Source organism: Stenotrophomonas muris (genome assembly GCF_052751275.1).
This window is the reverse complement of sequence record NZ_CP199879.1, coordinates 3,817,501-3,843,657: the sequence shown is the minus strand read 5'-3', so window position 1 is coordinate 3,843,657 and position 26,157 is coordinate 3,817,501. Positions and strand designations below refer to the sequence as shown.

The window sequence follows — 26,157 nt, the reverse complement described above, 5'->3', positions numbered from 1 at the left end:
TCGGACGTTCGCAGATGATCGTCGGCATCGATCTTGGCACCACCCATTCCCTCATCGGCAGGCACACGGCAGCAGGGCCGCAGCTGTTCCCCAATGCCCATGGCGAGCTGTTGACCCCTTCGGTGGTCAGCCTCGTCGATGGTGCCGTACTGGTCGGCCAGCCGGCCCGTGACCGCCTGGTCAGCCATCCGCAGCAGACCGTGGCCCATTTCAAGCGCTGGATGGGCAGCGACCGTGAGACCCGGCTGGGTGAGCGCAGTTTCCGTCCCGAGGAACTCTCGGCCATGGTGCTGCGCTCGCTGCTGGCCGACGCCGAAGCCGCCCTGGGCCACAAGGTGGAGGAAGCAGTGATCAGCGTGCCGGCCTACTTCTCCGACGCCCAGCGCAAGGCCACCCGGGCCGCCGGCGAACTGGCCGGCATCCGCGTCGAGCGCCTGATCAATGAACCCACGGCCGCTGCGCTGGCCTATGGTCTGCAGGAGCGTGACGGCGAAGGCCGCGTGCTGGTGCTGGACCTGGGCGGCGGCACCTTCGACGTCTCCATCCTGGAACTGTTCGATGGCGTGGTCGAAGTGCATGCCAGCGCCGGCGACAATTTCCTGGGCGGCGAGGATTTCCTGCAGGTACTCGTGCAGGCCTTCCACGCCGACCAGGGCACGTCCGCCAGCGACCTGTCCGCTGCCGAGCAGGCGCAGCTGCTGCGTCGGCTGGAACTGTTCAAGCGCGAACTCAGCCAGAGCGGCACTGCCAGCCTGCAGTTGCCCCTGGCCGGCAGCGAACGCCAGTGGCAGCTGGATGAAGCTCGCTACGCCCAGCTCTGCGAGCCACTGCTGCTGCGCATGCGCGCGCCCATCGAGCGCGCGATCCGCGACGCCCGGCTCAAGCCCGAGGCGCTGGACGACATCATCCTGGTCGGCGGTGCGGTACGCATGCCGATGGTCAGCAGGCTTGCGACCCGCATGTTCGGCCGGCTGCCGCTGCGCCATGTCCATCCGGACCAGGCGATTGCCTTGGGTGCCGCCGTTGCAGCGGGATTGAAGGCGCGCGACGAATCGCTGCGCGAAGTCGTGCTGACCGATGTCTGCCCCTACACGCTTGGCACGCAGGTGTCCCGCCAGGATGCTGCCGGTGGCGAGCGCAGCGGCTATTTCCACCCGATCATCCAGCGCAACAGCGTGGTGCCGGTCAGCCGCGAGGATCGCTTCTACCCGCTGCACGAGCGGCAAAGTGCCATCCGCATCGACGTGTTCCAGGGCGAGAGCCCGACGGTGGATCGCAACATCAAGCTCGGTGAGCTGACCGTGCCGCTGACCCATTCTGTCCCGATGCAGGAACGCAGCGTCACCGCCCGCTTCACCTACGACGTGAACGGGCTGCTGCAGGTCGAAGTCACCGAGGATGCCACCGGCAGGCGCCACGAGCTCATCCTGGAACAGAATCCCGGGCTGCTGTCACCCGAAGAGATCCAGCAGCGCCTGCGCGCGCTGGAAGCGCTGAAGATCCACCCGCGTGACGCCCAGCCCAACCTCGCGGTGATCGCCCGCACCGAGCGCCTGTACGAGGAACGCATCCATCACCGTGAACAGTTGCAGTCGTGGCTGAGCAGCTTCCGCCATGTGCTGGAGAGCCAGGATGCCGTTGCCGTCGAGCGTCATCGCCGTCAGCTGGACGAGGCACTCGACGCCCTCGAGCGCGATGCATGAGCTGGGCACTGCACGTCCTGGAGCTGGACCAAACGGCTGACGAGCGCGCGGTCAAGCGCGCCTATGCAAAGCGCCTGCGGGTGACGCGACCCGACGAGGATCCCATCGCCTTCCAGCACCTGCATGAGGCCTATCAGGCGGCATTGGACTGGGTCCGCCAGGAAGCGCTGGCCGATATCGCGGACGAAGACGAACCGGCGGAGCATGCAACCGACATCGCACCCTGGCCGCCCGACGCAGACGTGGCATGGGCGCCGCCCGAAACGCGTTCGTACTCGCCTCCATGGCCACCTCGCGGCACGCCTGTGCTGCTGCGCACGGCACCAGTGGCGGAACTGGAGGGAGCGGTCCACGTATCGGGCCATGCGCACACGATCCTGCGCATGGCCCATCTGGCTTCCCCTGAAGACTTCGGCCCCTGGCTGGAGGCCACGCCGGTGCTGTGGTCGCTGCGCTACAAGCCATTGGTGGGCGACGCGCTGCTGGATGAACTGGCACGCAGTCACAACAGCGTCAGCGCAGCCAACATGGGTCTGCTGGCACGCTGCTTTGGCTGGGATGATGTACACGATGGCGTGGATCCGGACAGGCTGGCATCGATCCAGTCGCGCGGTCATCGACGCTGGGCCGCCGAGACCGGGAATGCGGCAGAGCTGTCGGCACTGCTTGAACAAGAGGGCAGCCTGCGGCTGGGGAGGGTCACCCTTGCGCGTTGCCTGCGCTACCTGTCGCAGCCATGGCACGCGCGACGATCCCTCTGGCAGGCGCAGCTGCCCGAGCACATCATTGAGGTCAACGCGCTGCTGGATGCGCTGGAACGCGGCGGCCAGGAGCCATTGCCCGCCGCCTGGGATCGGCAGCAGGTGCAGTTCTGGCGCAGCCTTGCCGACGTTTCCCGTCCCAACCGCTGGCGTTGCCAGGTCAATGCGCTGCGGGGCGGCCTGTTGGCTGCCCTGACGCTCGCGATTGCCGGTGGCTCGACTCTCATGAGTCTTGCCCAGCGTGACCTGCGCACCGCCGCCGCGCTCGGCATAGGCGGCGTGCTGCTCGGGGTCCTGCTCGCCCTGGCCGGCGCTCTGTGGGTCCATGTCCGTTGGGCGCTGCGCCAGCTGACGCTGGATCTGCCCCCTTCGCGCTGGGGATGGCTGCTGGCGTTGCCAGCGCCGCTGATCGCCCTCGCCAGCCTGATCCTGGTCCATGGCCTGGATCTGCGGCTAAAAGGTACGTTGCTGCTGTTCCCTGGCCTTGCTCTGGCGACGGCACGCTGGATCCGGCGCGAGGATGGCCGGGGATTCCGGCCGCGCAACCTGATTGGACCGGGCATCGGCATGTTCGTCCCCGAAGTGGGCTGCGTCCTGGTCCTGCTGCTATGGACCACCTGGTTCCTGCGTGACAGGTGCCGTCGCCTGTCGATCGACCTGCCTCCACCTGCTTCTGGAAACACCGTGTGAACCGGGCACTGGACGCTCTCGGGCTCGACGCCAGCGCCGACGAAAAGGCGATCAAGCGCGCCTACGCGCAGAGACTGCGCGCGGCACGCCCGGACGAAGACCCGGTGGCATTCCAGGCGCTGCACGAGGCTTACCAGCAGGCCCTGCTGTGGGCACGCAGCCGCACGCAATGGCAGGAGGAAAGCAGTGCAGAAGCGCTGTCGACGCCACCTGCAGACAACAGCCCACCCGGCCCACCGGCGCCGTACGACAGCCATTCGCCGATGGACCACATGCCGGTGCTGCATCATCCATGCACGCCCGACACCGACATGCCGGACGATGTGGTGGAGCCATCATTGAACCTGCCCCGGTTTGCGCGCCTGCTGATCAACACCGCCGGCGACGCCGACCCGGCCAGCTTCGAGCACTGGCTGGCCCATCGCCCGGAGCTGTGGTCATTGGCCGACAGGCCGCGTATCGGTGACGTGGTACTGCAGCAGCTGCTGCACCAGGGCCAGCCGCTGTGCGAGTCCAACTTCGATCTGCTGGGTCGATACTTCTGCTGGGATGAGATCCGGGCTGATATCGATCCCTACCGGGTCCGCGCACGGCGCAACCTGCTGCATCGCCGCTGGCAGCTGCAGCCGCGCAACCACACGGCCCTCACCGCAGCCCTGGACCGACCGCATGACCGGGTGTCCGTAACCGAGGCCCATGCCCGCATGGAACGCTTGACCCGACCGTGGCACTGGCTGCAATCGCTGCTGTCGGCCAGCGTGCCCGGGCGTGCTGGCATCATGCGGCAAACGATGCAGCGTCTGGGAGTGCATGGTGTCCGTGACACGCTGGCGCCACTGGACACGGATCAGGTCGCCTTCTGGATGGCGGTATCCCAACCCGGGCACTTCAATCTCATGAAGATGCAGGTGGCCATTGTCCGCTGCCTGCTGGGCGCTCTCGTCGTGCTGGCCGTTCTGGCGGCGCTGGCATTGCTCGGTGATGCCGCTCGCCCTATCGCGATCAGCACGTCCAGCATGAAACACGTGGCAATCCATGCCTCGGTGGTCATCGTGTCTGGCGTCCTCATGCTGACGCCTTTCGTTGGAGGCACCCCATCGCGGACGGCGTCCGCGCCAGCGCCCGTCGAGCCACCGTCGGCGCTTGATGGGCACGGCATGCTCACGCACGGGCCTCGTCCGCGCAGGCCAGCCCCCTCCTTCGCCGTTGTCAGCCAGACCGATCCCGACACAGAGGGTGGTTGAGGGGCAGCGGGTTATTTCTCCCGCCGCCAGTTGATCGACCCGCGGTTTTCCACGGTGCTCGACTCCACTTCCACGTCGAACCCGCGGCGCAGCAGGTACTTCAGCGTGATCACCGAACCGGCACCGACCAGCGACACGCCGTAGCCGACGTACAGCTTGGGCGAGATGTACTTGCCGACACCGATCACCGAGCCGCCCAGCGCGCGCGACTGGCTCACGCCGGCGTCGTCCAGGCCCAGCTTGGCGCCCAGCTGCGAAGCCAGCAGGCCGCTGCCCGCCGAGAGCGCCGCCGAGGCCGCGTTGACCTGCTGCGCCTGGTCGCTGCTGGCACCGGTCAGGCTGCGTCCCAGCACCAGATAGGCCAGTGCCTCGGACTGCGACATTGCCGGATCGGACCATACGTCCGCGCGCGGCTGCTGCGCACGCCCGGTCACGTCGATGCCGGCGGTGACATCACCGATCCGGCGCTCGGCGCGGATGTTGATGCGCGGGTCGGACACCGCGTTGTAGTTCCAGGTGAGGTTGCCGCGGGTGATGGTCAGGTCCTGCCCATACGCCTTGTAGCGGCCGCTCACTTCCAGGCCGCCATTGGCGGTCATTTCACGGCCGGGCTTGGCCCAGACCTGCATCTTGCCGGTCAGCGCGCCCTTCAGGCCGAACCCGGTCATCTTCACCTTGTCGCCGAGGCTGACCGTCAGGTCCATGTCCAGCGGCGAGGTGCGCGACTCTTCCGGATCGGCCGGGTCCAGCACCACCACGTCTTCGGACACCGAGGTGCCACGGTCCAGGCGCTCCAGGTCGATGTCGGCCTCGGGCACGTGCACGGTGCCACGCAGCTCCATCGCCGCCTTGGCCAACGTGAAGTCGAGGTTGGGGTTGGCGACGATGCGCAGCTCGCTGGTGTTGGACAGCAGCACGTTCTCGCCGTGGATCTTCAGCTGCAGCGGCTGTGCATCACCGAACCACGACAGGCCGCCGTCGACATACAGCGTGCCCTGGCCCGAGTTGGCCTGCGCGGTGATCTTGGCCGAACCGTCGGGCTGGGCCACGAAACTACCCTTGCCCTGGTCGAAGGTCAGGCCAAGCGCGGGGAATTCGCCCTTGAAGTTGCTCAGCTGCGCGTCGCCGCCCAGCGACGGCTGCCCGCGCGTACCGCGCAGGCTGACGTGGCCTTCGATCAGGCCGGTCGGGCGCACGATGTCCGGCGAGAACAGCTCCAGCCAGTACAGCCGCGACATGTTGAGGTAGAGCTCACCGTTCAGCGGTGCGCTGGCTTCCCAGCCGGTCTGCATCTTCGCGTCGACGAAACCATTGCCCTGGAAGCCCATGCCCAGGTAGCCCTTGATGCTGGCCGGGGTCATGTCGAGCTTCAGCGAGAACTGGTCATAGCGCACCAGCTCGCCGCGGGTGGTATCGCCCACGGTGTTGCGGTTCTCGCCCAGGCGCACGCCGCCTTCCTTCGAGCGCACTTCCACATGGCCTTCCCAGGTCGCGCCGCGCGGGCGGATCTGCGCGTCCAGGCTGACGTCGCCGCGCAGGTAGATGCGGCGGCCGGACTGCGGCGGCAGCCACGGCTGCACCAGCGCCAGCGGCAGCGCGTCACTGCGCACCACCAGGCCTTCTCGCGGCCAGTTGGCCTGTGCGCACAGCGCGCCGCTGCTGGCGGCGGCCAGGCAGGCTTCGGACAGGGTGTAGGTGCTGCCGTTGATCGCGAACGCCGCCGGTGCACGCAGCGACCACGCATCACCCTTCACCGGTGCGATGCGCAGCGAGGCCAGCTCGCCACGCCACTGCGCCCCCTGCTGGCGCACGCTGCCCTGCAGCTCGATCGCGCCCATCTCATTGCGGGTCTGCGCAGCCAGGCGCAGGTTGGACACACTGCCCTGCGCATCCACGTTCAAGCGCTCCAGCAGCATGCCGGCGTTGACCTGCTGGCCCTGCACCGCCAGCGTGCCGCTGTCGCCGCGCCACGGCAGGTGGCCCTTGATGCTCACGCTCTCGGCGCCGTAGCCCTCCCAGTTGAGATTGTTGCCGACCAGGTCGGCGGTGATGTCCGGCGCATCGCGCGGCCCCTTCACCTGCACCTGGCCGCGCAGGCCACCGTCGGCGCCCGGCAGCAGGTCACTCAGCTGCAGCGGTTCGAAACGTGCATCGATGTCGAGGCGGTCGCCGACCTTGCCCGACGCGGTCACCCGGCTGCTGCCCAGCGACAGCTTCAGGTCACCCTGGCCCTGCGCGCCCTGCAGCGCGAACTTGCCCTGTGCATCAAGGTTGCGCTGGCGCAGGATGCCCTTCAGCGACGGCAGGTCGACGGTGGCTTCCAGCGTGCCGGCCGTGCCCGGTGCGGCATTGGCCGGCGGCGGCAGCTGACGGCCCTTGGAGGCCAGGTTGCCGGACAGGCGGCCGTTCCAGCCCGGCACGAAATAGCCGGGGTCGAAGTCCTTCAGCGTGGCCTTGGCGTCCCAGTCCAGCTGCGGCGCCCAGGCCACCTGGCCTTCTACCTGCAGCTGCCCACCCGGCGTCTGCGCCTGCAGCTGGTGGATCGACGCGGCCTGGTCATTGCCGCGTACGTCGAACTGCAGCTGCGCCTTCTGCGCCTCGCGTTCGATCTCGGCACGGCCGATCGCGGCCCAGGCCTTCAGGGTACCGGCCAGGCCGAAGCGTGCTTCCTTCAGGGTGACCGGCACCGGTGCGCTGCCAGCCGTGTTCGGGTCGGGTGCTGGCACGTAGGTCAGATCGCGTGCGACCACCGAGAAATTGAGTTTCTGCTGATCGTCCTGGCTGAAGTCGGCGGTGCCTTCCAGCCGCGCTTCGCCACCGAGGCCCTTCACCAGCAGCGGTGAGACCTTCAGCACCTGGTCCTGCAGCGACACCACCGACGGTGCCAGTTCCAGCTCCTGGTCGCCCTGCTTCACCCTGCCGCGCAGGTTGGCATTGCCGCCCTTGCCGGCGGCGGTGAAGTCCAGCGACAACGGCGCAATCGCCGAGCTCGCCAATGCTGGCGACAACAGCGCCAGATCCAGCTCGTCGCTGCGGATGCTGGCGCTCCAGCTCGGGTCGGTGCGGCCATCGAACACCAGCATCGCGTGCAGCGGCTTCGGCGCGCGCCCGGCTACGGCCACTTCCATGTGCGACAGGTCGCCACGTGCGACCAGACCCACCGTAGCGGCGGTGCGCCCACGCGGTGCTGGCAGCACCGCCGTCACCGTCACATCGGTGTCGTAGTCCTCGGCCGGAATGTAACGGCCCTGGGCGGTGAAGTTGCCCATGTCGCTGTCCACCACCAGCTTGTGCGCCTGGAACTCACCATTGGCGATCTCGATGCCACCACGCACACGGCTGATGTCGATCACCGGCTCGTTGGCCTGGCTGATGCGGAAGCCGTCGATGGCAATGGCATCGGCCTGGATCGCCAGCGGCATTTCGATCTGCGGCAGCGAATCGGGCCACGACGGCAGCTTGAACGGCTCGTCACTCTTGGCCAGGTTCAGCGTGGCGTTGGTCAGCTCCAGCTTGTCCAGCAGCAGCTTGCGGCCCAGCAGCGGGCGCAGGTCCGGCTCCAGGTGCGCGCGCTCGGCGTGGAAATGGATGTCGTCGTAGCGGAAGTCGACGTTGTACAGGGTCAGCGGACCGGCCACCGGGCCGTCCACCTTGTCCCAGGTGAAGCTGGCGCCCGCCGGCAGTCGCGCCACCACCTGTGCCAGCAGCACATCGCGGCCGGCCACGGTCTGCAGCAGCCAGTACACCGCCAGCAGGGCCAGCAGCACCACGCCGATCACGCCGACGCCGGACCAGGCCCAGAAGCGGCGGCGTCGGTAGAAGCGCACGCGCGGCGGTAGCGTGCCGGGGCTCGGTGCGGGCGTGCTCACAGGTCCGCTCCGATGTTGAGGTACAGCTGGAACTGCGAGTCCGGATTGTTCAGGCCGTGCGCGATATCCACCCGCACCGGGCCCACCGGCGATTTCCAGCGCACGCCGAAGCCGACGCCGGTATGCAGGTCAATGGTGTTGTCGAAGGCACTGCCGGTATCGACGAACACCGCCGCGCCCCAGGGGCCGCCATTGAAGTAGTGTTCGTACTCGGCCGAGCCGATCACCAGGTTCTTGGCGCCCAGCGCATATTTGTCGGGTTTGGGCGTGCGCGGACCAACTTCGCGGTAAGCGTAGCCGCGGATGCTGCGGTCTCCGCCGGCGAAGTAGCGCAGGCTCGGTGGCATCGCCACCAGGTCGCTGGTCCACGTGGTGCCGCCTTCACCGCGCAGGATCAGGCGGTTGCTTTCACCCACCGGGATGTACCAGCGCAGCACGGCGTTGGCCTGCACGAAGCTGGTATCCGAGCCGGCGCCTTCCACGCCGGCACGCACCGTCGCCGCGCCGCTGATGCCCTTGCGCGGGAACATCTCGTCGTCGACGTTGACGTAGTCGGCAACCATCTGCGGGTACACCAGCGTCGAGGTGTTGTAGACGGCGTCGGTGAATTCGGTGCCGGACGCGTAGCGCCAGCGCTCGCGCAGTGCGTTGATCGAGGCGATCGCGGTCCAGTGCTCGTTGATCTCGCCGCTGCGGCTGGCGATCAGCTTGAAGTTGCGCAGATCGATGTAGTCGGTCTGCTCGTCGTACGCGCTGGCGGCGAAGGTGTACCAGCCGTCGAGCCAGTTGAAGGCCGGAATGCGGTAACTGGTGACCAGGCTCTTGCGCTTCTGCGCATAGTCCAGCTGCGTGTTCATCTTGTGGCCGCGGTTGTTCAGGAAGCGCCGCTCGATGCCACCGCGCACACCCGGGCCGCTCTCGCTGCCGTAGCTCAGGCCGGCGGTATAGATGGTGCGCTTGGCGCGCGTCAGCTTCACGTCCACCGGCACTTCGCCGTTCTCGTCGGCCTGGTCCGGGCGCGGCTGGATGTCGATCACGCTGAAGTAGTCCAGCTTGGTCAGCGACTCGCGCAGCCGGTCCAGCTTGCCCTCGTGGTAGTAGCTGCCCTGGTCCCAGTAGACCAGTGGATCGAACAGCTTGTCGACGAAGTAGTCCTGCTGGAAGCGCACCGGGCCCATGTTGTAGCGGCGGCCGCTGTCCCAGGTCAGGTCGATGTCGGCGGCGTTGTCGGCGCGGGTGATCTGCACCTGGCGCTGGGTGTAGTCGGCGTCGAAGTAGCCGCGCTCGGCCAGGCGCCGGGTGATGGTGATCTTGCTGGCTTCGTACTGGGTGTGCTCGAAGCGCTGGCCCTTGCGCGGCTTGAACGCGGCCAGGTCATCCTGCAGGTACTGGTCGTACATCGCCGGACCGGTGATGTCGATGTGCTCCCGGCGCACGGTCACCGGGGTGCCCTTGTCGACATGGATCAGCACGCGCACGTGTTCGTCCTCGCGCGGTGCCTCGACCTTGATCACCGGGTTGTAGTACCCGAACGGTTCCAGTGCCTGGCGGGTCTGCCGCTCGGCCTGTGACAGCAGGTACTCCAGGCGTGATTCGCCCTGTTCCTTGCCGATCGTGTCGTACAGCGACAGCGATTCCTGGATGTTCTCGATGATTGCGGCGTCGTCGCCCTTGTCCAATCCCTTGATGTCCACCTTGTCGATGGTGCCGCGCGCGTGGGCCACGGAAGTGGCGGCCAACGACAGGACCATCAGCGGCAGGGCGTATTTCTTTGGCTGCATGCGGGACAGCATACCGACCGAAGGTGACGATGCGAAATGCATCACGTCATTCGGGATCGGTTGTTAAGTGGCGGTCAAAATACGCACCTTTGTGGCGATCATCGTGAATGCAGGCGAGGATGCCGGCATCGTGCGCGATGCCGGCAATGACCCCGATGGACATCCACCGGCGATGCGGTGCGCGGGGTAATGCCGGCCAGCGGCCGGCACTACCGATACGGGCATCAGCTCGACAGATGCTCGATCGCCGCGACCTTGCCCAGGCGCTCGCCCAGCATCGTCAGCAGCGCCAGGCGGTTGCCACGCAGCGCCAGATCGTCCGCATTGACCATCACCCCGTCGAAGAACGCGTCGACCTGCGGGCGCAGGCGCGCCAGGCGTGCCAGCACGGCCACGTAGTCCTTCTGGTGCAGGCTGGCGCCGGTGTCGTCGATGGCGGCGGTGACCGCTTCGGCCAGCGCGCGCTCGGCGTCTTCCTGCAGCAGCGCCGGGTCGATCTGCGCCGGAATGTCGCCCTCGGCCTTGCGCAGGATGTTGCGGATGCGCTTGTTGGCCGCAGCCAGTGCTTCGGCTTCCGGCAGTGCGGCGAAGGTGCCGATCGCATCCAGGCGGCGGTCGAAGTCGTACAGCGAGGCCGGCTTCAGTTCGGCCACCGCGTTGAAGTGCGTGGCCGGCACGCCCTTGTCGCCGTAATAGCCCTTCAGGCGGTCGAGAATGAAGTCGTACAGCTCGCCGACATCGGCCTGCACGTTGCGCGCGGCCAGGCCGGCGTTGGCGCTGGCCAGCAGCGCGCGCAGGTCCAGCTCGAAGCCGCTTTCGATGATCGTGCGGGCCAGGCCCAGCGCATTGCGGCGCAGCGCGAACGGGTCCTTGTTGCCGGTCGGCTTCAGGCCCGCGGCGAAACCACCGGCCAGCGTGTCGACGCGTTCGGCGATGGCCAGCACCTTGCCCAGCGGCGACAGCGCGATGTCATCACCGCCGAAGCGCGGCTGGTAGGCCTCGTCGATGGCCAGCGCCACCTCGGTCGATTCGCCACCGGCCACGGCGTAGTGGCGGCCGGCGATGCCCTGCAGCTCCGGGAACTCGTTGACCATGCGCGACTGCAGGTCGTTCTTGGCCAATTCGGCAGCCCGCCTGGCCTGCACGGCATCGGCACCCACCTGGGGTGCGATCACTTCGGCCAGGGCGGCCACGCGCGCCACCTTGTCGGCCACGCTGCCGAGCTTGGCCTGGTAGGTCACCGTCTTCAGGCCGTCGCCCATCGACGCCAGGCCCTGCTTCAGGTCCTCGTCGAAGAAGAACTTGGCGTCGGCAAAGCGCGGGCGGATCACCCGCTCGTAGCCCTTGGCCACTTCGGCCACGTCCTTCGATTCGATGTTGGCGATGCCGATGAACTTCTCGGTCAGCGTGCCTGCGGCATCCAGCACCGGGAAGAACTTCTGGTTGATCTCCATCGTTTCGATCAGCGCTTCCTGCGGCACTGCCAGGAACGCGCGTTCGAAGCTGCACAGCACCGCCGACGGCCACTCGACCAGGTTCACCACCTGCTCCAGGTTGTCGTCGGTGATGCGGGCGCTGCCACCGGCCCTGGCCGCGGCGGCCTCGACCTCGGCGACGATGCGCGCACGGCGCTCGCGCGGGTCGACCAGCACGAAGGCGGCGCGCAGGGCTTCAACATAGTCCTGCGGCTGGGCCAGCGACACGGGCTGGTCGTGGTGGAAGCGATGGCCACGGCTGACACGGCCGGCCTGCAGGCCGAACAGTTCGGCCTCCACCACCTCGGTACCGTGCAGCAGCACCAGCCAGTGCGCCGGGCGGGCAAAGCCCCAGGTGTGGTCGCCCCAGCGCATCGGCTTGGGAATCGGCATCGCTGCAATCGCCTCGCGCAGGATCTCCGGCAGCAGGCTGGCGGTGCGTGCGCCCGGGGTCACCGCGCGGTGCACGAAGCGCTCACCCTTGTTGTCGGTGGTCTTCTCCAGCGCGGTCCAGTCGATCCCGGCCTTGGCGGCGAAGCCCTGCAACGCCTTGGTCGGCTGGCCTTCGGCGTCCAGTGCGATGTTCAGGTACGGGCCCAGCACTTCGCTGTGCTGTTCCGGCTGTTCCAGGCCCACGCCCGGCAGCAGCACGGCCAGGCGGCGCGGGGTCGACAGCGGGCGTGCATCACCCAGTTCCAGCGCGACGCCGCGCGTGCGCAGGCCTTCGACAACACCGTCGAAGAACGCCTGGGCCAGGCCCGGCAGCGCCTTGACCGGCAGCTCCTCGGTGCCCAGTTCGATCAGCAGGGGGGACAGTTGGCTCATCGGTTCGATCCTGTGGTGGGGGCGCAGCGCGCGACGCGTCCGGCGCCCCGGGTAGTTGATGAAAAGCGGGTGGGTGCCGACGGCCCGTCAGGCCTTCTTCGCGCCCGGGAAGCCCAGCTTCTCGCGCTGCTCGTAGTACGCCTTGGCCACCGCCTGGGCCAGCGCGCGCACGCGCAGGATGTAGCGCTGGCGCTCGGTCACGCTGATCGCGCGGCGTGCATCGAGCAGGTTGAAGGTGTGGCTGGCCTTCATCACCTGCTCGTAGGCCGGCAGCGGCAGGCCCACCTCGACCAGCTTCTGCGCTTCACGCTCGCAGGCATCGAAGCGGTGGAACATTTCGTCCACGTCGGCGTATTCGAAGTTGTAGGTGCTCTGCTCGACTTCGTTCTGGTGGTAGACGTCGCCATAGGTCACCGGTTGCCCGTCCGGGCCGTAGGTCCAGACCAGGTCGTAGACGTTGTCGCAGTTCTGCAGGTACATGCACAGGCGTTCGAGACCGTAGGTGATCTCGCCCAGCACCGGGCGGCACTCTAGGCCACCGGCCTGCTGGAAGTAGGTGAACTGGGTCACTTCCATGCCGTTGAGCCAGACTTCCCAGCCCAGGCCCCAGGCGCCCAGCGTCGGCGATTCCCAGTTGTCCTCGACGAAACGCAGGTCGTGCACCAGCGGGTCGATGCCCAGCGCCTTCAGCGAATCCAGGTACAGCTGCTGGATGTTGTCCGGCGCCGGCTTCATCGCCACCTGGTACTGGTAGTAGCGCTGCAGGCGGTTCGGGTTCTCGCCGTAGCGGCCATCGGTCGGGCGGCGCGACGGCTGCACGTAGGCCGCGTTCCAGCGTTCCGGACCGATCGCACGCAGGAAGGTGGCCGGGTGGAAGGTACCGGCGCCCACCTCCAGGTCGAGCGGCTGGATGAGCACGCAGCCCTGCTGGGCCCAGAACTGGTTCAGGGTCTGGATCAGGCCCTGGAAGGTGATCGGAACGGTCGGGGTCGCGGACATGCGTACGAGTCTTGGCCGGCAAGGGGGTGCGTTAGTATAACGGCCGACCTGCGGGGCATTCCGTACCCGGGAGGAGCAGGCAGATGGAACATCGGCTGCCGGTGGGCACGCCCGGCGAGCCAGGCGACATCCCGCTGCCGTGGGGCCGCCTGCATTTCGAACAGGTCTGCGCAGCGCTGCTGGCCGATGGCCTGGTGGCCGAGCACGACGTCGAGCGCATGCGGTTTTCCGCACAGGGCGCGCGCAACGCCAGTGAAGTGCACCCGCTGGTGTTGCTGTCCAACCTCAAGCTGGCCGCCCGCGACGGTGGCGAACTGACCCTGGAACGCCTGACCGAATGGCTGGCCCGGCGCACCGGCAGCCGCTACCTGCGCATCGATCCGACCCGGGTCGACGTCGCTGCGGTCACCGCGCTGGTCTCCCATGCCTACGCCCGCCGCCACCGCTTCCTGCCGCTGGCGGTGGATGCCGAACGGGTGCTGGTGGCCACCAGCGAGCCGCTGGTGCAGGAGTGGCGCCGCGACCTGCAGCACCTGACCCGCCGCAGCATCGAGCTGGCGGTGGTCAATCCGCTCGACCTGCACCGCTACACCATGGAGTTCTACGGGGTGACCCGCTCGGTGCGTGGCGCGCGCGGCGATGTCCGCGGCGAAGCCAGCACCACCCTGCCCAGCTTCGAGCAGCTGGTCGAGCTGGGCCGTACCGGCGACGTCAATGCCGACGACCAGCACATCGTGCACATCGTCGACTGGCTGCTGCAATATGCCTACGAACAGCGCGCCTCGGACATCCACCTGGAACCGCGCCGCGAGATGGGGCGCATGCGCTTCCGCATCGATGGCGTGCTGCACAAGGTCTTCGAGGTGCCCCCGGCGGTGATGACCGCCGTGGTCAGCCGCATCAAGGTGCTCGGCCGCATGGACCTGGCCGAACGCCGGCGCCCGCAGGACGGCCGCATCAAGACCCGCTCGCCGGGCGGCCGCGAGGTCGAGATGCGCCTGTCGACCATGCCCACCGCCTTCGGCGAGAAGTGCGTGATGCGCATCTTCGACCCGGATGCCGCCTTCAAGAGCATCGACCAGCTGGGTTTCAGCCCGCAGGAGGCCGCCGGCTGGAATGCACTGGTCGAACGCCCGCACGGCATCGTGCTGGTCACCGGCCCGACCGGCTCAGGCAAGACCACCACCCTGTATTCCACGCTGAAGCGGCTGGCCACGCCGGACGTGAACGTGTGCACCGTGGAGGACCCGATCGAGATGATCGCGCCCGAGTTCAACCAGATGCAGGTGCAGGCCAACATCGACCTGGACTTCGCCAGCGGCGTGCGCACCCTGCTGCGGCAGGACCCGGACATCATCATGATCGGCGAGATCCGCGATCTGGAAACCGCGCAGATGGCGGTGCAGGCCTCGCTGACCGGCCATCTGGTGCTGTCCACGCTGCATACCAACGACGCGCCGTCGGCGGTCACCCGCCTGCTCGACCTGGGCGTGCCGCACTACCTGCTGGCCAGCACCCTCAACGGCATCCTCGCCCAGCGCCTGGTGCGCACCCTGTGCCCGCACTGCAAGCAGCCGCACACCCTTGGTGCTGCCGACTGGGCGGTGCTGGCTGATAGCCAAGCTGCATATCCAGATGCCGCCACGCCCTGTCGGCCGGTTGGTTGCCTGGAGTGCCGGCGCACCGGATTCCTCGGCCGCATCGGCCTGTATGAGTTGCTGCCATTGGGCTCGCGGCTGCGTGGGCAGATCCGCGCCGACATGGATCTGGCCGGTTTCACCCGTGCCGCGCGGGCTGAAGGGCTGCGAACCCTGCGCCAGGCCGGGCTTGAAAAGGTGGCGCAGGGGCTGACTACAATCGAGGAAGTCCTGTCAGTCCTGCCGCCCCCGGATGAACCCAGCCCCGTTCCTGATCCTTGAAACCGGCCGCCCGGTGCCGTCGCTGCGCCGCTACGGGCGCTTCCCGCACTGGATCCGGGTGGCCGCCGGGCTGGAAGAGCACGAGACGGTGGTGGTCGATGTCGAACACGGGGATGCCCTGCCCGACCCGCATGCCTTCGCCGGCGTGCTGGTGACCGGCTCGGCCGCCTTCGTCACCGACCACGCCGAATGGAGTGAGCGCAGTGCCGCATGGCTGCGCCAGGCCGCCCACGACGACCTGCCGGTATTCGGTATCTGCTACGGGCACCAGCTGCTGGCGCACGCGCTGGGCGGGGAGGTGGCCTACAACCCGGCCGGGCGCGAGTCCGGCACGATCGAACTGGAGCTGCAGCCGCAGGCCGCGCAGGACCCGCTGTTCCAGGGCCTGCCGCAGCACTTCGCCGCCCACGCCACCCACCTGCAGACCGTGTTGCGCGCGCCCGACGGCGCCGAAGTACTGGCACGCTCGCCGCTGGATGGCTGCCATGCCTTCCGCTGGGGGCGCCAGGCCTGGGGCGTGCAGTTCCACCCCGAGTTCGCCACCCACCACATGCGCGGCTACGTGCGTGCCCGCGCCGACTGCATCGGCCGCCATGGCGGCTGTGCCCGCAGCATCGAGCGCGCGGTCAGCGCCGCACCGCTGGCGCGCCAGCTGCTGCGCCGCTTCGTTCGCCAGGCGCGGCTGTCTTCAGCCCAGCCGGCGGCAAAACAGGGATAATCGGCGGCACGGGCAAGCGCCCGGCCCCCTCCTGTCCTTCCCGGATGTCCATGAAAGAGATTCGCAAGCTGCCGGCCTCGGCGGGCGCCCAGTGGTTGCTGGATACGTTCTCGCTGTATCGGCGTGCGCCGCTGCAGCTGGCCCGGATCGGTCTGACCTGGCTGCTGGTGAGCTGGGTGGTCACCCTGTTGTCGACGCTGATTCCCGGCGCTGCCGGCATGGCCGTGCAGCTGATGACCCTGGCCATCTCGCCGATCATGTTCGGCGGCATGCTGTACGCCGTGGGTGAGATCGACGAAGGTCGCCCGGGCCTGGCCTCGCACCTGCTGCAGCCGATCCGCGACCACCGCGTCAGCCACCTGCTGGTGCCGCTGGCGATCCAGGTGCTGGCGGTGCTGCTGCTGGGCGCGCTGCTGTTCCTGATGATCGGCCGCGAAGGCTTCACCGCCTTCAGCGAGGTCATGACCAAGATGGAAGAGATCAGCCGCAGTGGCCAGCAGATCAAGCCGGACGATGCCGCGGCGCTGGTGGCCAACCTGCCGGCCAAGCGCATCGCACTGTGGATGCTGCTGGTGTTCCTGAGCGCGGTCGCACTGTCGCTGGCAATGTTCACCCAGCCGGCGCTGGTGGTGTTCGACAAGCAGAGCGGCATGCACGCGCTGCGCCTGAGCCTGCAGGGCTGCATCGAGAACATCGGCGCAATGATCGTGTTCGCCGTGCTCGGCCTGATCGCCGCGTTCTGCATCTACATCCTGTTCGTGATCGTGATCCAGATCGCGATGCTGATCGGCGGCCCGCTGGCCGCCGCCTTCATCGCCCAGCTGGTGCTGACCACGGTGCTGATGCCGCTGTATGTCGGCGCGGTCTACGCCGCGTGGAAGCAGATGTTCGTGCACCGTGGCAGCCGCGCCGCACCGCCGATCCCGACCACGCCGACCTCGAGCGACATCTTCCACGCCTGATGAAAAAAGGGGACGGAGGGGATTAAGTCGTTAGCTGCACACACTGGGCATAAACGACTTAATCCCCTCCGTCCCCTTTTTTCTTTCAGGCGGCGGGCTTCTTGACTGCCGACGACGGCACCAGCCAGCGTGCGGCGTGGATGCCCAGCTCATAGAGCAGGCACATCGGGATCGCCAGCATCAGCTGTGAAACCACGTCCGGCGGGGTCAGCACCGCCGCCAGCACGAAGATGCCGACGATCGCGTAGCCGCGGCCTTCCTTGAACTGCTGCGGCGTCACCCAGCCCAGCAGCACCAGGATCACCATCGCCACCGGCAGTTCGAAGCTGCCGCCGAAGGCGAAGAAGATCGCCAGCACGAAATCCAGGTAGGCATTTGCATCCGGGGTGATCGCAATCACGTCCGGGCTGAAGGTGGTGAGGAAGTGGAACACCGCCGGCAGCACCAGGAAGTAGGCAAAGGCACAGCCGGTGTAGAACAGCAGCACCGAGGACACCAGCAGCGGCACCGCCAGGCGCTTCTCGCGCGCATACAGGCCGGGCGCGACGAAGGCCCACAGCTGGTACAGCAGCCACGGCACCGCCACGAACAGGGCAACGAAGAAGGTCAGCTTCAACGGCGCGAAGAAGGCGCCGGCCGGATTGGTGGCAATCATCGTCTGCCCGTTCGGCAGCTGCGAGACCAGCGGCTCGGCCAACGCGTTGTACAGCTTCTGGGTGAACGGCAGCAGCGCCAGCAGCACCACGCCCAGGCCCAGCAATGCGCGCACCAGGCGGCCGCGCAGTTCCACCAGATGTTCGACCAGCGAGCTCTCGCCGAAATCCTGTTCACTCATGGCTGGCGCTCCGTGCGCGGCGGCGGCGGCGCACCGGCTTCAGGGGGTGTCGCCGGCGTCGGCTCGGGAGCGACGCCCTCCTGTACCGGTGCATCGGCACGGGTCAGGCCGCTCATATGCGGCGGCAGATCCGCAGGCGCCGGTGCGCGTACCTCCTGCGCCAGCGTATCGCCCTGCTGCTGCGCCTCCTGCGCTTCGCGACGGATCGCTTCGCCGCTGGCACGCAGCTGGTTCTCGGTGTCCTGCATGCCCTGGCGAACGTCCTGCATCTGCCGCTTGATCTCCTCGGCCTGCAGTTCGCGCTCCAGTTCCTGTTTCACCGAATCCCATTGATTGCGGGCGCGACGCACCCACAGGCCGGCAAAGCGGGCCGCCTTGGGCAGGCGCTCGGGACCGAGCACCACCAGGGCGACCACGGCGATCACCAGCAGTTCGCTGAAGCCGATATCAAACACCGCGACCGCTCCGGATCAGCGAGGGGTGCGGTCGTGCTCGTCCTGCGCGGTGCGCGAGGCGTCCTGGCTGCGCGACTCGTCGCCCAGCTGCGCGTTCGGCTTGTCGTCGTCGCGCATGCCCTTCTTGAATTCCTTGACCGCCGAACCGAGGTCCTTGGCGCCACTGGTCAGGCGCTTGGTGCCGAACACCAGCAGGACGATGGCCAGCACGACCAACCAATGCCAGATGCTGAAACTGCCCATAAAGACGCTCGTTACGTTAGTGATCAGGCTGTCGAGCATAGCGCACCGGCTGTTAGCCGGCGCGCGTGACGAAAGTCAGTTTCCGCCCAGCGTTTCCGTGCGGATTTCGCCGTCGTTGACCGGCTGGAAGCCCTGCTGCTGCGGCGGCGGGTTCTGCGGAACGTTCTGCAGCGGCGCGGTGGTGGCTTCGGCCGGGGCCGCCGGTGCTGCCTGAACAGGCGCAGGCACAGGGGCGGCAGCCGGCGCCGGCGCCGGACGCGGTGCATTGCCACCGTTGCCGTTGCGGTTGTTGCGGGCGGCGTAGGTGGCCTCTTCCAGGCGATCGCGGAAGGCGACCACGTCCATCGACGGCGAACCGACGGCGCGACCTTCGAAGATCATGCGCGGCGTGGTGTTGCTGCCGTAGGCGTCAAGGTTGGCGGCATCGTCGATCTGCAGCACCGCGCCATCCAGCGCAACACCGGCGAACAGGCCGCGCGCGCGCGACCACGACCAGATCTCGGCCTTCAGCTGGCCGTCGGTGGCGGCGGCGGCATTGCGGCCGACCGGACCGGCGGCAACGCCGGCATCGGCGCCAAGCGTGAACTTGCCATTGACCAGGTTGTCCAGGCTGCGGTCGTTGCGGAACACCAGCACCACGTCCGAAGACTGGACGCCGGCCTGGAAGCCGATGCTGCCACCGGTCAGCTTGACGAATACCGGGCTGGACCAGGCGCCATTGGGCATGCGCACCGACATCAGCCCGTGGCCGCGACGACCGCCAATGACCAGGCCGGCCTTGATCGTGTCGGGAATGACGATGACCGCGCGGCCTTCGTCGAGCAACTTGTCCGGAATTCCCTGTTCAGGGATTTCCTGGATCTCCGCCAGCACGCGCACGGCATTGCGGGCGCGCTGGTCTTCCTGCGGTCCGGCCATGGCCTGGCTGGACAGCAGGCTGGCGGCGATCAGCAGGGCTTGGATCGGGCGACGCATGGCAGGCTCCAGAAGTCAGTCCATAGGAAGATATAGCAAGTGACTGAAATTAGTAGTGTTGTCATGAATCGCCAATGAGCGCTCCCCGCTCACATAGATGCCCGCTATGCCTGCAATCCGAACCCTGCATCCCGGTGCGACACCGGATCGGCGACAATGCACCCCATGCTCGACGCACCCGATACCGCCGTGCTGGCGGTCAACCTAGGCACGCCCGATACGCCGACGGCCCCCGCCGTACGCCGTTACCTGGCCGAATTCCTGTCCGACCGCCGCGTGGTCGCGATCCCGCCACTGCTGTGGCAGCCGCTGCTGCGCGGACTGATCCTGCCGCTGCGCAGCAGCCGTTCGGCGGCCAAGTACGCCCAGGTCTGGCTGCCGGATGGCTCACCGCTGATGGTCCATACCCGGCAGCTGGCGCAGGCGATGCAGGCCCTGCTGCCAACCCTGAAAGTGCGCCACGCAATGCGCTATGGCGAACCGGCCCTGGCCCACGAGCTCGACCGCCTCGCCGGCGAAGGCGCACGCCGCATCGTGGTGCTGCCGCTGTACCCGCAGTACTCCACCACCACCACCGCCTCGGTCGAGGACCGCGTCGACGCCTGGCAGCGGCGCAACCCGGGCGTGACCGTCAGTCTGGTACGCGACTACTCGGTCGACCCGGGCTGGGTCGAGGCCGTTGCCGGCTCGATCCGCCGCTACTGGGAACAGCACGGCCGCAGCCAGAAACTGATGTTCTCCTTCCACGGCATCCCGCAGCGCCTGGCCGACGCGGGTGATCCGTATCCGCAGCGCTGCGAGGCCAGCGCGCAGGCCATCGCCAACGCGCTGGGCCTGGGCAAGGACGACTGGCAGATGGGTTACCAGTCGCGCTTCGGCCGCGAGCGCTGGCTGCAGCCTTACGCTGAGCCGAGCCTGTGGGCGTTGGCCGAATCCGGTGTGAAGCAGATCGACGTGGTCTGCCCCGGCTTCGCCACCGATTGCCTGGAAACGCTGGAAGAAGTCGCGATGGGCTTCACCGAAACGCTGGCCGAACGTGGCGCGACGATGCGCTACATCCCCTGCCTCAATGCCGAACCGGAACACGCGCGCGCCCTGGCACGACTGGCCGTGGCCTCGCTGGCATGAGTCTGCAACCCTTTGAACTCGAGGTGGGCGGCACCCGCGTCGCCGGCCTGCGCAACAGCGGCGACGGCCCGCGCGTGCTGGCCCTGCATGGCTGGCTCGACAATGCCGCCAGCTTCGTGCCGCTGGCGCCGCACCTGGCGTCGCTGCAGCTGGTGGCGATCGACCTGCCCGGCCATGGCCACAGCGCGCACCTGCCGGCCGGTGCCAGCTACACCACGGCGGCCGCGATCTGCCACGTGCTTGATGTGGCCGACGCCCTGGGCTGGGACCGCTTCAGCCTGCTCGGCCATTCGATGGGCGCCGGCATCGCCAGCCTCACCGCCTCGGTCAGCGACCGCGTCGAACGCCTGGTGGCGATCGAAGCTCTCGGCGGCCTGCGCGGCCCCGAAGAAGAGACCGCCCATCGCCTGCGCGAGCACGTGAACGCAACCCGTGCGTTGGCGCGCAAGCAGCTGCGCGTGTTCCCCGACCTGGCCGCGCCGATCCGCGCACGGATGATGACCAACCAGCTCAGCGAACCGTGCGCACGACTGCTGGTCGAGCGCGGCGTGGAACCGGTCGAAGGCGGGTATCGCTGGTGCAGCGATCCGCGCCTGATGCTGCCCACCGCGATCCGCCTCAGCGAGGGCCAGATCGACAACCTGCTGCAGGCCATCGCGTGCCCGACACAGGTGATCTATGCCACGCCGGCGCAGTCGTATTATCCCGAGCCGATGCGCAGCGATCGCCTGCAGCACCTGCGGGATGGCCGGCTGGCAGTGTTTCCCGGCAACCATCACCTGCACATGGAAGATCCGGAACAGATCGCAGGCGTGATCCTGCACTTCTTCAGCAACGACAACGCCGGCTGAGCGCAGGCGTCCGCGCGCTTCACTCCGCGCGTTTGCGGCCGATACATCAGTTGCGGGCCCCTGCGCCCGCTGCACGCGGGCCCGGTCGGTCCTGCGGCATGTGTCTGGTTCTGCAAGGAAGTCCGCATGCCCGCTCTGCTGCACCGTCACCCACAGGATGTGGCCGCGGTGTCCCCTCTCCGCGTCGCTGATCGCGCCGCATCCCTCGAATTCCCGGCACCCGCCCTCGTCACGCCCTGCTGCGTGCGTTGCGGCGTGCTCGTTGTCGTCTGCTGACCCAGGAGCCTCCGATGTCCATTGCATCCGCCCGTCCCCCCGATACCGCCCGCCTGTCGCACCTGCAACAGCTCGCCCGCGGTGCTGACCGCCGCCTGCTGACCGGCAGCGCGGCACTGGCCGTGACCGGGCTGGTGCTGGCCCTGCGCGGTCCGCACGGTGTGGCCGCCGCGTTGGCCGCGGGCGCTGTGCTGCCCGCCTTGTGGCTGGCCGGTCCGCTGGCAGGCCGCGGCATCGCCCGCAACGCCCTGGCGATCCTGGTGGCGCTGCAGCTGGCCCTGTTGTCCGCGATCACCGGCCTGTCGCCGGCGTTGCCGATCGCCCTGCTGCTGGGCGTGCTGCTGGGCCATCGCGATCGTCTGCCGGTGTGGCTGGCCGGTAGCATCGGCACGCTTGCACTGCTGGCCCCGCTGCCGGCCGGTGCTGCGGTGGGGCCGGCGCTGCTGCAGGCCGCGATGCTGGCCGGCCTGACCCTGTTCCTTGGCCAGGTCGCACTGCGGCTCCGCCAGCAGACCGAAGCACTTGGCCACGGTCCCCGCCGGCTGGCCGCGCTGGCGCGCGACATCGCCACCGGCGCCGATCTTGGTGCACATGCTGACACCACCGCCTACGCACCGGGTTCGCTGGCCCATGCGCTGGCCGACACCGCACGCCATGTGCAGGCCCAGCGTGGACGCGAAGCGGAGGCACACGCCGAGAACGCGCAGATCCGCCAGGCCCTCGATGCCTCGCGCACCGCGATGATGATTGCCGACAACGATCACGTGATCCGCTACGTGAACCGCTCGGTGGTGGCCCTGCTGCGCAACCAGCAGGCAACGTTGCGCCAGGCCTTCCCCGATTTCGATGCCGAGCGCCTGGTCGGTAGCAGCATTCATCGCTTCCACGCCAACCCGGACCGGATCCGCGCCATCCTCAATGGCCTGCAGGTCAGCCACAACGGCAAGGTACAGATCGGCCCGGTGCACTTCGCACAGGTGGTTACTCCGGTCTTCGACGCACAGGGCGTGCGCCTGGGCTTTGCCGTGGAGTGGCATGACCGTACCCATGAGCTCGCCTTGGAGAACGCCGTCGCCGGCATCGTCGCGGCCGCCGCCGCCGGCGACCTCGACCAGCGCCTGCAGGCAACCGAAGGTGCCAGCTTCCTCGATGGCCTCACCGGTGGCATCAACCGGCTGCTGGATACGTTGGGCAGTACGGTTGACGAGGTGCGGCAGATGCTCTCGGCGCTGGCCAGCGGCGATCTCGATCGACGCATGCATGGCGAGTATCACGGCGCCTTTGCCGCGATCCAGCGCGATGCCAACGCCACCGCCGGCCAGCTGGCGCGCATGGTGGGCCGTATCCAGCAGTGCGCGTCCTCGATCAGCACCGCTGCCAGCGAAATCGCTGCGGGCAATGGCGCGCTGTCCGAGCGCAGCGAGCGCCAGGCAGCGCACCTGCAGGAAACGGCCGCTTCGATGGAAGAGCTGACTGCCACCGTGCGCCAGAACGCTGCCCATGCGCGCGAGGCGAGCCAGCTGGCGATCACCACCCAGAGCGCCGCCAGCGATGGCAACGTCGCCATGCAGCGGGTCGTCGACACCATGCAGGCGATCGAGGGAGCCTCGAAGCGGATCGGCGACATCACTGGCGTGATCGATGGCATCGCCTTCCAGACCAATATCCTCGCGCTCAACGCGGCAGTGGAGGCCGCCCGTGCCGGCGAGCAGGGCCGTGGCTTCGCGGTGGTGGCCAGCGAGGTGCGCGTGCTGGCGCAGCGCTCCGCCGCTGCGGCTCAAGAAATCAAGAAGCTGATCGATGAGGCAGGTCGCCAGGTGGGCGAAGGCGCCCAGCTGGTGGCCGATGCGGGCCAGCGGATGCAGGGCATTGTCGGGGGCGTTGAGAATGTCAGCCACCTGATGCACGAGATCTCGGCGGCCTCGCAGGAGCAGTCGGTCGGCATCGAGCAGATCAACCAGACCGTGGTGCAGATGGACCAGGCGACGCAGCAGAATGCCGCGCTTGTGGAGGAAGCCACCGCGGCCGCACGCGAGCTGCAATCGCAGGCGGGTACGCTTACCGAGGCGGTATCGGTGTTCCGCCAGCAGGAACCGCACGAGGTCTCGCGGGCCGCCTGATCCGGGCCTGCAGTTCCATCCCGGTCAAGACGGCGCCCGCAGGGCGCCGTTTTTTTGCCTGCTTTTGCGTGATGGGTCAGGAAAGTCCGCTTCCGGACCTGCCGTGAGGAGCGACCAACCCTGGCTGGCGCCGCATCCACACACGGCGTGGATCTACTGTGCGCCCGCATGCCCTCGGTAGTCGCCAACCTTGGTTGGCGCTGGGGCTGCCCGCGGAGAATATCCACGCATGGCGTGCATCTACCGGCCGGTGTGCAGCTATGGCGGTGCCGGCCGGCGGCCGGTACTACCCACATGTTCTGCGCACAAAGAAAAACCCCGCTGCGTGAGCAGCGGGGTTTGGGGTATAAACCCTGGCGATGACCTACTCTCGCATGGCTTGAGCCACACTACCATCGGCGCAGCTGCGTTTCACTTCCGAGTTCGGGATGGGATCGGGTGGTTCCACAGCGCTAATTTCACCAGGGAGGCTTTTGGAGAGTCGCACTCGTCCCGGGGGACGAGGCGCCAGCCTCGCATAGTTCTTGTGACGTAGCGTGCACTTGGATGCTCTTACGACGTTGTCGTAAAGCCAAGGCAACTTGAGGTTATATGGTCAAGCCGCACGGATCATTAGTATCAGTTAGCTCAATACATTGCTGTACTTACACACCTGACCTATCAACCACGTAGTCTACATGGTTCCTTCAGGGGGCTTGTGCCCCGGGAGATCTCATCTTGAGGCGCGCTTCCCGCTTAGATGCTTTCAGCGGTTATCGCTTCCGAACATAGCTACCCGGCAATGCCACTGGCGTGACAACCGGAACACCAGAGGTTCGTCCACTCCGGTCCTCTCGTACTAGGAGCAGCCCCTCTCAAATCTCCAACGCCCATGGCAGATAGGGACCGAACTGTCTCACGACGTTCTGAACCCAGCTCGCGTACCACTTTAAATGGCGAACAGCCATACCCTTGGGACCGACTACAGCCCCAGGATGTGATGAGCCGACATCGAGGTGCCAAACACCGCCGTCGATATGAACTCTTGGGCGGTATCAGCCTGTTATCCCCGGAGTACCTTTTATCCGTTGAGCGATGGCCCTTCCATACAGAACCACCGGATCACTAAGTCCTAGTTTCCTACCTGCTTGATCCGTCGATCTTGCAGTCAAGCACGCTTATGCCTTTGCACACAGTGCGCGATGTCCGACCGCGCTGAGCGTACCTTCGAGCTCCTCCGTTACTCTTTAGGAGGAGACCGCCCCAGTCAAACTACCCACCATACACGGTCCCCGACCCAGATAATGGGCCCAGGTTAGAACGTCAAGCACGACAGGGTGGTATTTCAAGGATGGCTCCGCTGCAGCTAGCGCCACAGTTTCATAGCCTCCCACCTATCCTACACAGACGAACTCAACGTTCAGTGTAAAGCTATAGTAAAGGTTCACGGGGTCTTTCCGTCTTGCCACGGGAACGCTGCATCTTCACAGCGATTTCAATTTCACTGAGTCTCGGGTGGAGACAGCGCCGCTGTCGTTACGCCATTCGTGCAGGTCGGAACTTACCCGACAAGGAATTTCGCTACCTTAGGACCGTTATAGTTACGGCCGCCGTTTACTGGGGCTTCGATCAAGAGCTTCGCCTTGCGGCTGACCCCATCAATTAACCTTCCAGCACCGGGCAGGCGTCACACCCTATACGTCCACTTTCGTGTTTGCAGAGTGCTGTGTTTTTGATAAACAGTCGCAGCGGCCTGGTTACTGCGACCCTCTTCAGCTATAGCTCGCACGAGCCACCAAAAAGGGTGCACCTTCTCCCGAAGTTACGGTGCCATGTTGCCTAGTTCCTTCACCCGAGTTCTCTCAAGCGCCTGAGAATTCTCATCCTACCCACCTGTGTCGGTTTACGGTACGGTCTGCGTAAGCTGAAGCTTAGGAGCTTTTCCTGGAAGCGTGGTATCAGTGACTTCGCCATAAAGGCTCGTCTCGGTGCTCGGTCTTAGAGGATCCCGGATTTGCCAAAGATCCAAACCTACCGCCTTTCCCCAGGACAACCAACGCCTGGTACACCTAACCTTCTCCGTCCCTCCATCGCACTTACGCGAGGTGCAGGAATATTAACCTGCTTCCCATCGACTACGACTTTCGTCCTCGCCTTAGGGGCCGACTCACCCTGCGCCGATTAACGTTGCGCAAGGAAACCTTGGGCTTTCGGCGTGCGGGTTTTTCACCCGCATTATCGTTACTCATGTCAGCATTCGCACTTCCGATACCTCCAGCAGACTTCTCAATCCACCTTCAACGGCTTACGGAACGCTCCTCTACCGCGCATAACAAAGTTATGCACCCC

17 protein-coding genes and 2 rRNA genes (1 of these 19 only partly in view) are annotated in these 26,157 nt (G+C 67.0%); 9 read left to right on the top strand and 10 right to left on the bottom strand.

Annotation, left to right across the window (positions count from 1 at the left end):
• Positions 1–14 precede the first annotated feature (14 nt).
• From ACUVWL_RS17825 to ACUVWL_RS17815, 3 genes are read left to right on the top strand one after another with little or no spacing between them, the layout of a single operon-like run.
• On the top strand, positions 15–1,703 hold the full coding sequence (locus ACUVWL_RS17825; RefSeq protein ID WP_046433293.1) for a molecular chaperone HscC: 1,689 nt from the start codon (positions 15–17) through the stop codon (positions 1,701–1,703).
• Complete coding sequence (locus ACUVWL_RS17820) at positions 1,700–3,154, top strand: heat-shock protein (RefSeq protein ID WP_445978618.1); 1,455 nt, start codon at positions 1,700–1,702, stop codon at positions 3,152–3,154. Before ACUVWL_RS17825 ends, ACUVWL_RS17820 begins: the two co-directional genes overlap by 4 nt.
• Positions 3,151–4,398, top strand: a complete 1,248-nt coding sequence (locus tag ACUVWL_RS17815; RefSeq protein ID WP_111205389.1) for a heat-shock protein — start codon at positions 3,151–3,153, stop codon at positions 4,396–4,398. Before ACUVWL_RS17820 ends, ACUVWL_RS17815 begins: the two co-directional genes overlap by 4 nt.
• An 11-nt stretch (positions 4,399–4,409) precedes the next feature.
• Here the strand turns inward: ACUVWL_RS17815 and ACUVWL_RS17810 are convergent, their stop codons facing one another.
• From ACUVWL_RS17810 to glyQ, 4 genes are all read right to left on the bottom strand, one after another.
• Positions 4,410–8,267, bottom strand: coding sequence for a translocation/assembly module TamB domain-containing protein (locus ACUVWL_RS17810; protein WP_445978617.1), 3,858 nt, complete (start codon positions 8,265–8,267; stop codon positions 4,410–4,412).
• Positions 8,264–10,060 (bottom strand): autotransporter assembly complex protein TamA, encoded by a 1,797-nt coding sequence (locus ACUVWL_RS17805; RefSeq protein WP_111205391.1) that lies wholly within the window; start codon positions 10,058–10,060, stop codon positions 8,264–8,266. The genes ACUVWL_RS17810 and ACUVWL_RS17805 overlap by 4 nt, the downstream gene beginning before the upstream one ends.
• 212 nt (positions 10,061–10,272) lie before the next feature.
• Entirely contained in the window at positions 10,273–12,348 is a 2,076-nt protein-coding gene (glyS, locus tag ACUVWL_RS17800) for a glycine--tRNA ligase subunit beta (protein WP_142235021.1), read from the bottom strand.
• 87 nt (positions 12,349–12,435) lie between these two features.
• Positions 12,436–13,347: a glycine--tRNA ligase subunit alpha gene (glyQ, locus tag ACUVWL_RS17795; RefSeq protein ID WP_014648902.1), complete on the bottom strand. Its 912-nt coding sequence runs from the start codon at positions 13,345–13,347 to the stop codon at positions 12,436–12,438.
• An 83-nt stretch (positions 13,348–13,430) separates the two neighbouring features.
• Between glyQ and ACUVWL_RS17790 the strand changes: the two genes are divergently transcribed.
• The 3 genes from ACUVWL_RS17790 to ACUVWL_RS17780 are packed head-to-tail and all read left to right on the top strand — an operon-like array spanning position 13,431 to position 16,946.
• A complete protein-coding gene (locus tag ACUVWL_RS17790; RefSeq protein WP_014648903.1) occupies positions 13,431–15,266 on the top strand; it encodes a GspE/PulE family protein in 1,836 nt (611 codons plus the stop codon).
• Positions 15,238–15,984 (top strand): glutamine amidotransferase, encoded by a 747-nt coding sequence (locus tag ACUVWL_RS17785; RefSeq protein WP_014648904.1) that lies wholly within the window; start codon positions 15,238–15,240, stop codon positions 15,982–15,984. Before ACUVWL_RS17790 ends, ACUVWL_RS17785 begins: the two co-directional genes overlap by 29 nt.
• A 50-nt stretch (positions 15,985–16,034) precedes the next feature.
• Positions 16,035–16,946 carry a BPSS1780 family membrane protein gene (locus tag ACUVWL_RS17780; RefSeq protein ID WP_014648905.1) on the top strand — a complete coding sequence of 304 codons (912 nt, stop codon included), beginning with the start codon at positions 16,035–16,037 and terminating at the stop codon, positions 16,944–16,946.
• Positions 16,947–17,031: 85 nt separating this feature from the next.
• On the opposite strand, the gene tatC is transcribed toward ACUVWL_RS17780, so the two are convergent.
• The 4 genes from tatC to ACUVWL_RS17760 all read right to left on the bottom strand — a co-directional run bounded on the left by tatC (position 17,032) and on the right by ACUVWL_RS17760 (position 19,454).
• The gene (gene tatC, locus ACUVWL_RS17775) at positions 17,032–17,781 is read right to left on the bottom strand and encodes a twin-arginine translocase subunit TatC (RefSeq protein WP_005420449.1); all 750 of its coding nucleotides are present in this window, start codon (positions 17,779–17,781) and stop codon (positions 17,032–17,034) included.
• Entirely contained in the window at positions 17,778–18,236 is a 459-nt protein-coding gene (gene tatB / locus ACUVWL_RS17770) for a Sec-independent protein translocase protein TatB (protein ID WP_032957854.1), read from the bottom strand. Before tatB ends, tatC begins: the two co-directional genes overlap by 4 nt.
• A 15-nt stretch (positions 18,237–18,251) precedes the next feature.
• Positions 18,252–18,479, bottom strand: a complete 228-nt coding sequence (tatA, locus tag ACUVWL_RS17765; protein WP_014648907.1) for a Sec-independent protein translocase subunit TatA — start codon at positions 18,477–18,479, stop codon at positions 18,252–18,254.
• A 75-nt stretch (positions 18,480–18,554) separates the two neighbouring features.
• A complete protein-coding gene (locus ACUVWL_RS17760) occupies positions 18,555–19,454 on the bottom strand; it encodes a lipid-binding SYLF domain-containing protein (protein ID WP_046433307.1) in 900 nt (299 codons plus the stop codon).
• A gap of 165 nt (positions 19,455–19,619) precedes the next feature.
• On the opposite strand from ACUVWL_RS17760, the gene hemH reads away from it, so the two are divergent.
• From hemH to ACUVWL_RS17745, 3 genes are all read left to right on the top strand, one after another.
• Positions 19,620–20,582, top strand: a complete 963-nt coding sequence (gene hemH / locus ACUVWL_RS17755) for a ferrochelatase (protein ID WP_032957857.1) — start codon at positions 19,620–19,622, stop codon at positions 20,580–20,582.
• Complete coding sequence (locus ACUVWL_RS17750; RefSeq protein WP_032957858.1) at positions 20,579–21,433, top strand: alpha/beta fold hydrolase; 855 nt, start codon at positions 20,579–20,581, stop codon at positions 21,431–21,433. Before hemH ends, ACUVWL_RS17750 begins: the two co-directional genes overlap by 4 nt.
• Before the next feature lie 290 nt (positions 21,434–21,723).
• On the top strand, positions 21,724–23,829 hold the full coding sequence (locus ACUVWL_RS17745) for a methyl-accepting chemotaxis protein (protein ID WP_049442114.1): 2,106 nt from the start codon (positions 21,724–21,726) through the stop codon (positions 23,827–23,829).
• Between the two features lie 351 nt (positions 23,830–24,180).
• Here the strand turns inward: ACUVWL_RS17745 and rrf are convergent.
• Positions 24,181–24,295, bottom strand: a 5S ribosomal RNA gene (gene rrf / locus ACUVWL_RS17740).
• 125 nt (positions 24,296–24,420) lie between these two features.
• Positions 24,421–26,157, bottom strand: a 23S ribosomal RNA gene (locus ACUVWL_RS17735) (it continues 1,143 nt past the right edge of the window).

Coding starts and splice junctions, on each gene's coding strand:
- ACUVWL_RS17825 (WP_046433293.1), top strand. CDS start 15: ATGATCGTCGGCATCGATCTTGGCACCACCCATTCCCTCATCGGCAGG.
- ACUVWL_RS17820 (WP_445978618.1), top strand. CDS start 1,700: ATGAGCTGGGCACTGCACGTCCTGGAGCTGGACCAAACGGCTGACGAG.
- ACUVWL_RS17805 (WP_111205391.1), bottom strand. CDS start 10,060: ATGCTGTCCCGCATGCAGCCAAAGAAATACGCCCTGCCGCTGATGGTC.
- glyS (WP_142235021.1), bottom strand. CDS start 12,348: ATGAGCCAACTGTCCCCCCTGCTGATCGAACTGGGCACCGAGGAGCTG.
- glyQ (WP_014648902.1), bottom strand. CDS start 13,347: ATGTCCGCGACCCCGACCGTTCCGATCACCTTCCAGGGCCTGATCCAG.
- ACUVWL_RS17790 (WP_014648903.1), top strand. CDS start 13,431: ATGGAACATCGGCTGCCGGTGGGCACGCCCGGCGAGCCAGGCGACATC.
- ACUVWL_RS17785 (WP_014648904.1), top strand. CDS start 15,238: ATGAACCCAGCCCCGTTCCTGATCCTTGAAACCGGCCGCCCGGTGCCG.
- ACUVWL_RS17780 (WP_014648905.1), top strand. CDS start 16,035: ATGAAAGAGATTCGCAAGCTGCCGGCCTCGGCGGGCGCCCAGTGGTTG.
- tatC (WP_005420449.1), bottom strand. CDS start 17,781: ATGAGTGAACAGGATTTCGGCGAGAGCTCGCTGGTCGAACATCTGGTG.
- tatA (WP_014648907.1), bottom strand. CDS start 18,479: ATGGGCAGTTTCAGCATCTGGCATTGGTTGGTCGTGCTGGCCATCGTC.
- ACUVWL_RS17760 (WP_046433307.1), bottom strand. CDS start 19,454: ATGCGTCGCCCGATCCAAGCCCTGCTGATCGCCGCCAGCCTGCTGTCC.
- hemH (WP_032957857.1), top strand. CDS start 19,620: ATGCTCGACGCACCCGATACCGCCGTGCTGGCGGTCAACCTAGGCACG.
- ACUVWL_RS17750 (WP_032957858.1), top strand. CDS start 20,579: ATGAGTCTGCAACCCTTTGAACTCGAGGTGGGCGGCACCCGCGTCGCC.
- ACUVWL_RS17745 (WP_049442114.1), top strand. CDS start 21,724: ATGTCCATTGCATCCGCCCGTCCCCCCGATACCGCCCGCCTGTCGCAC.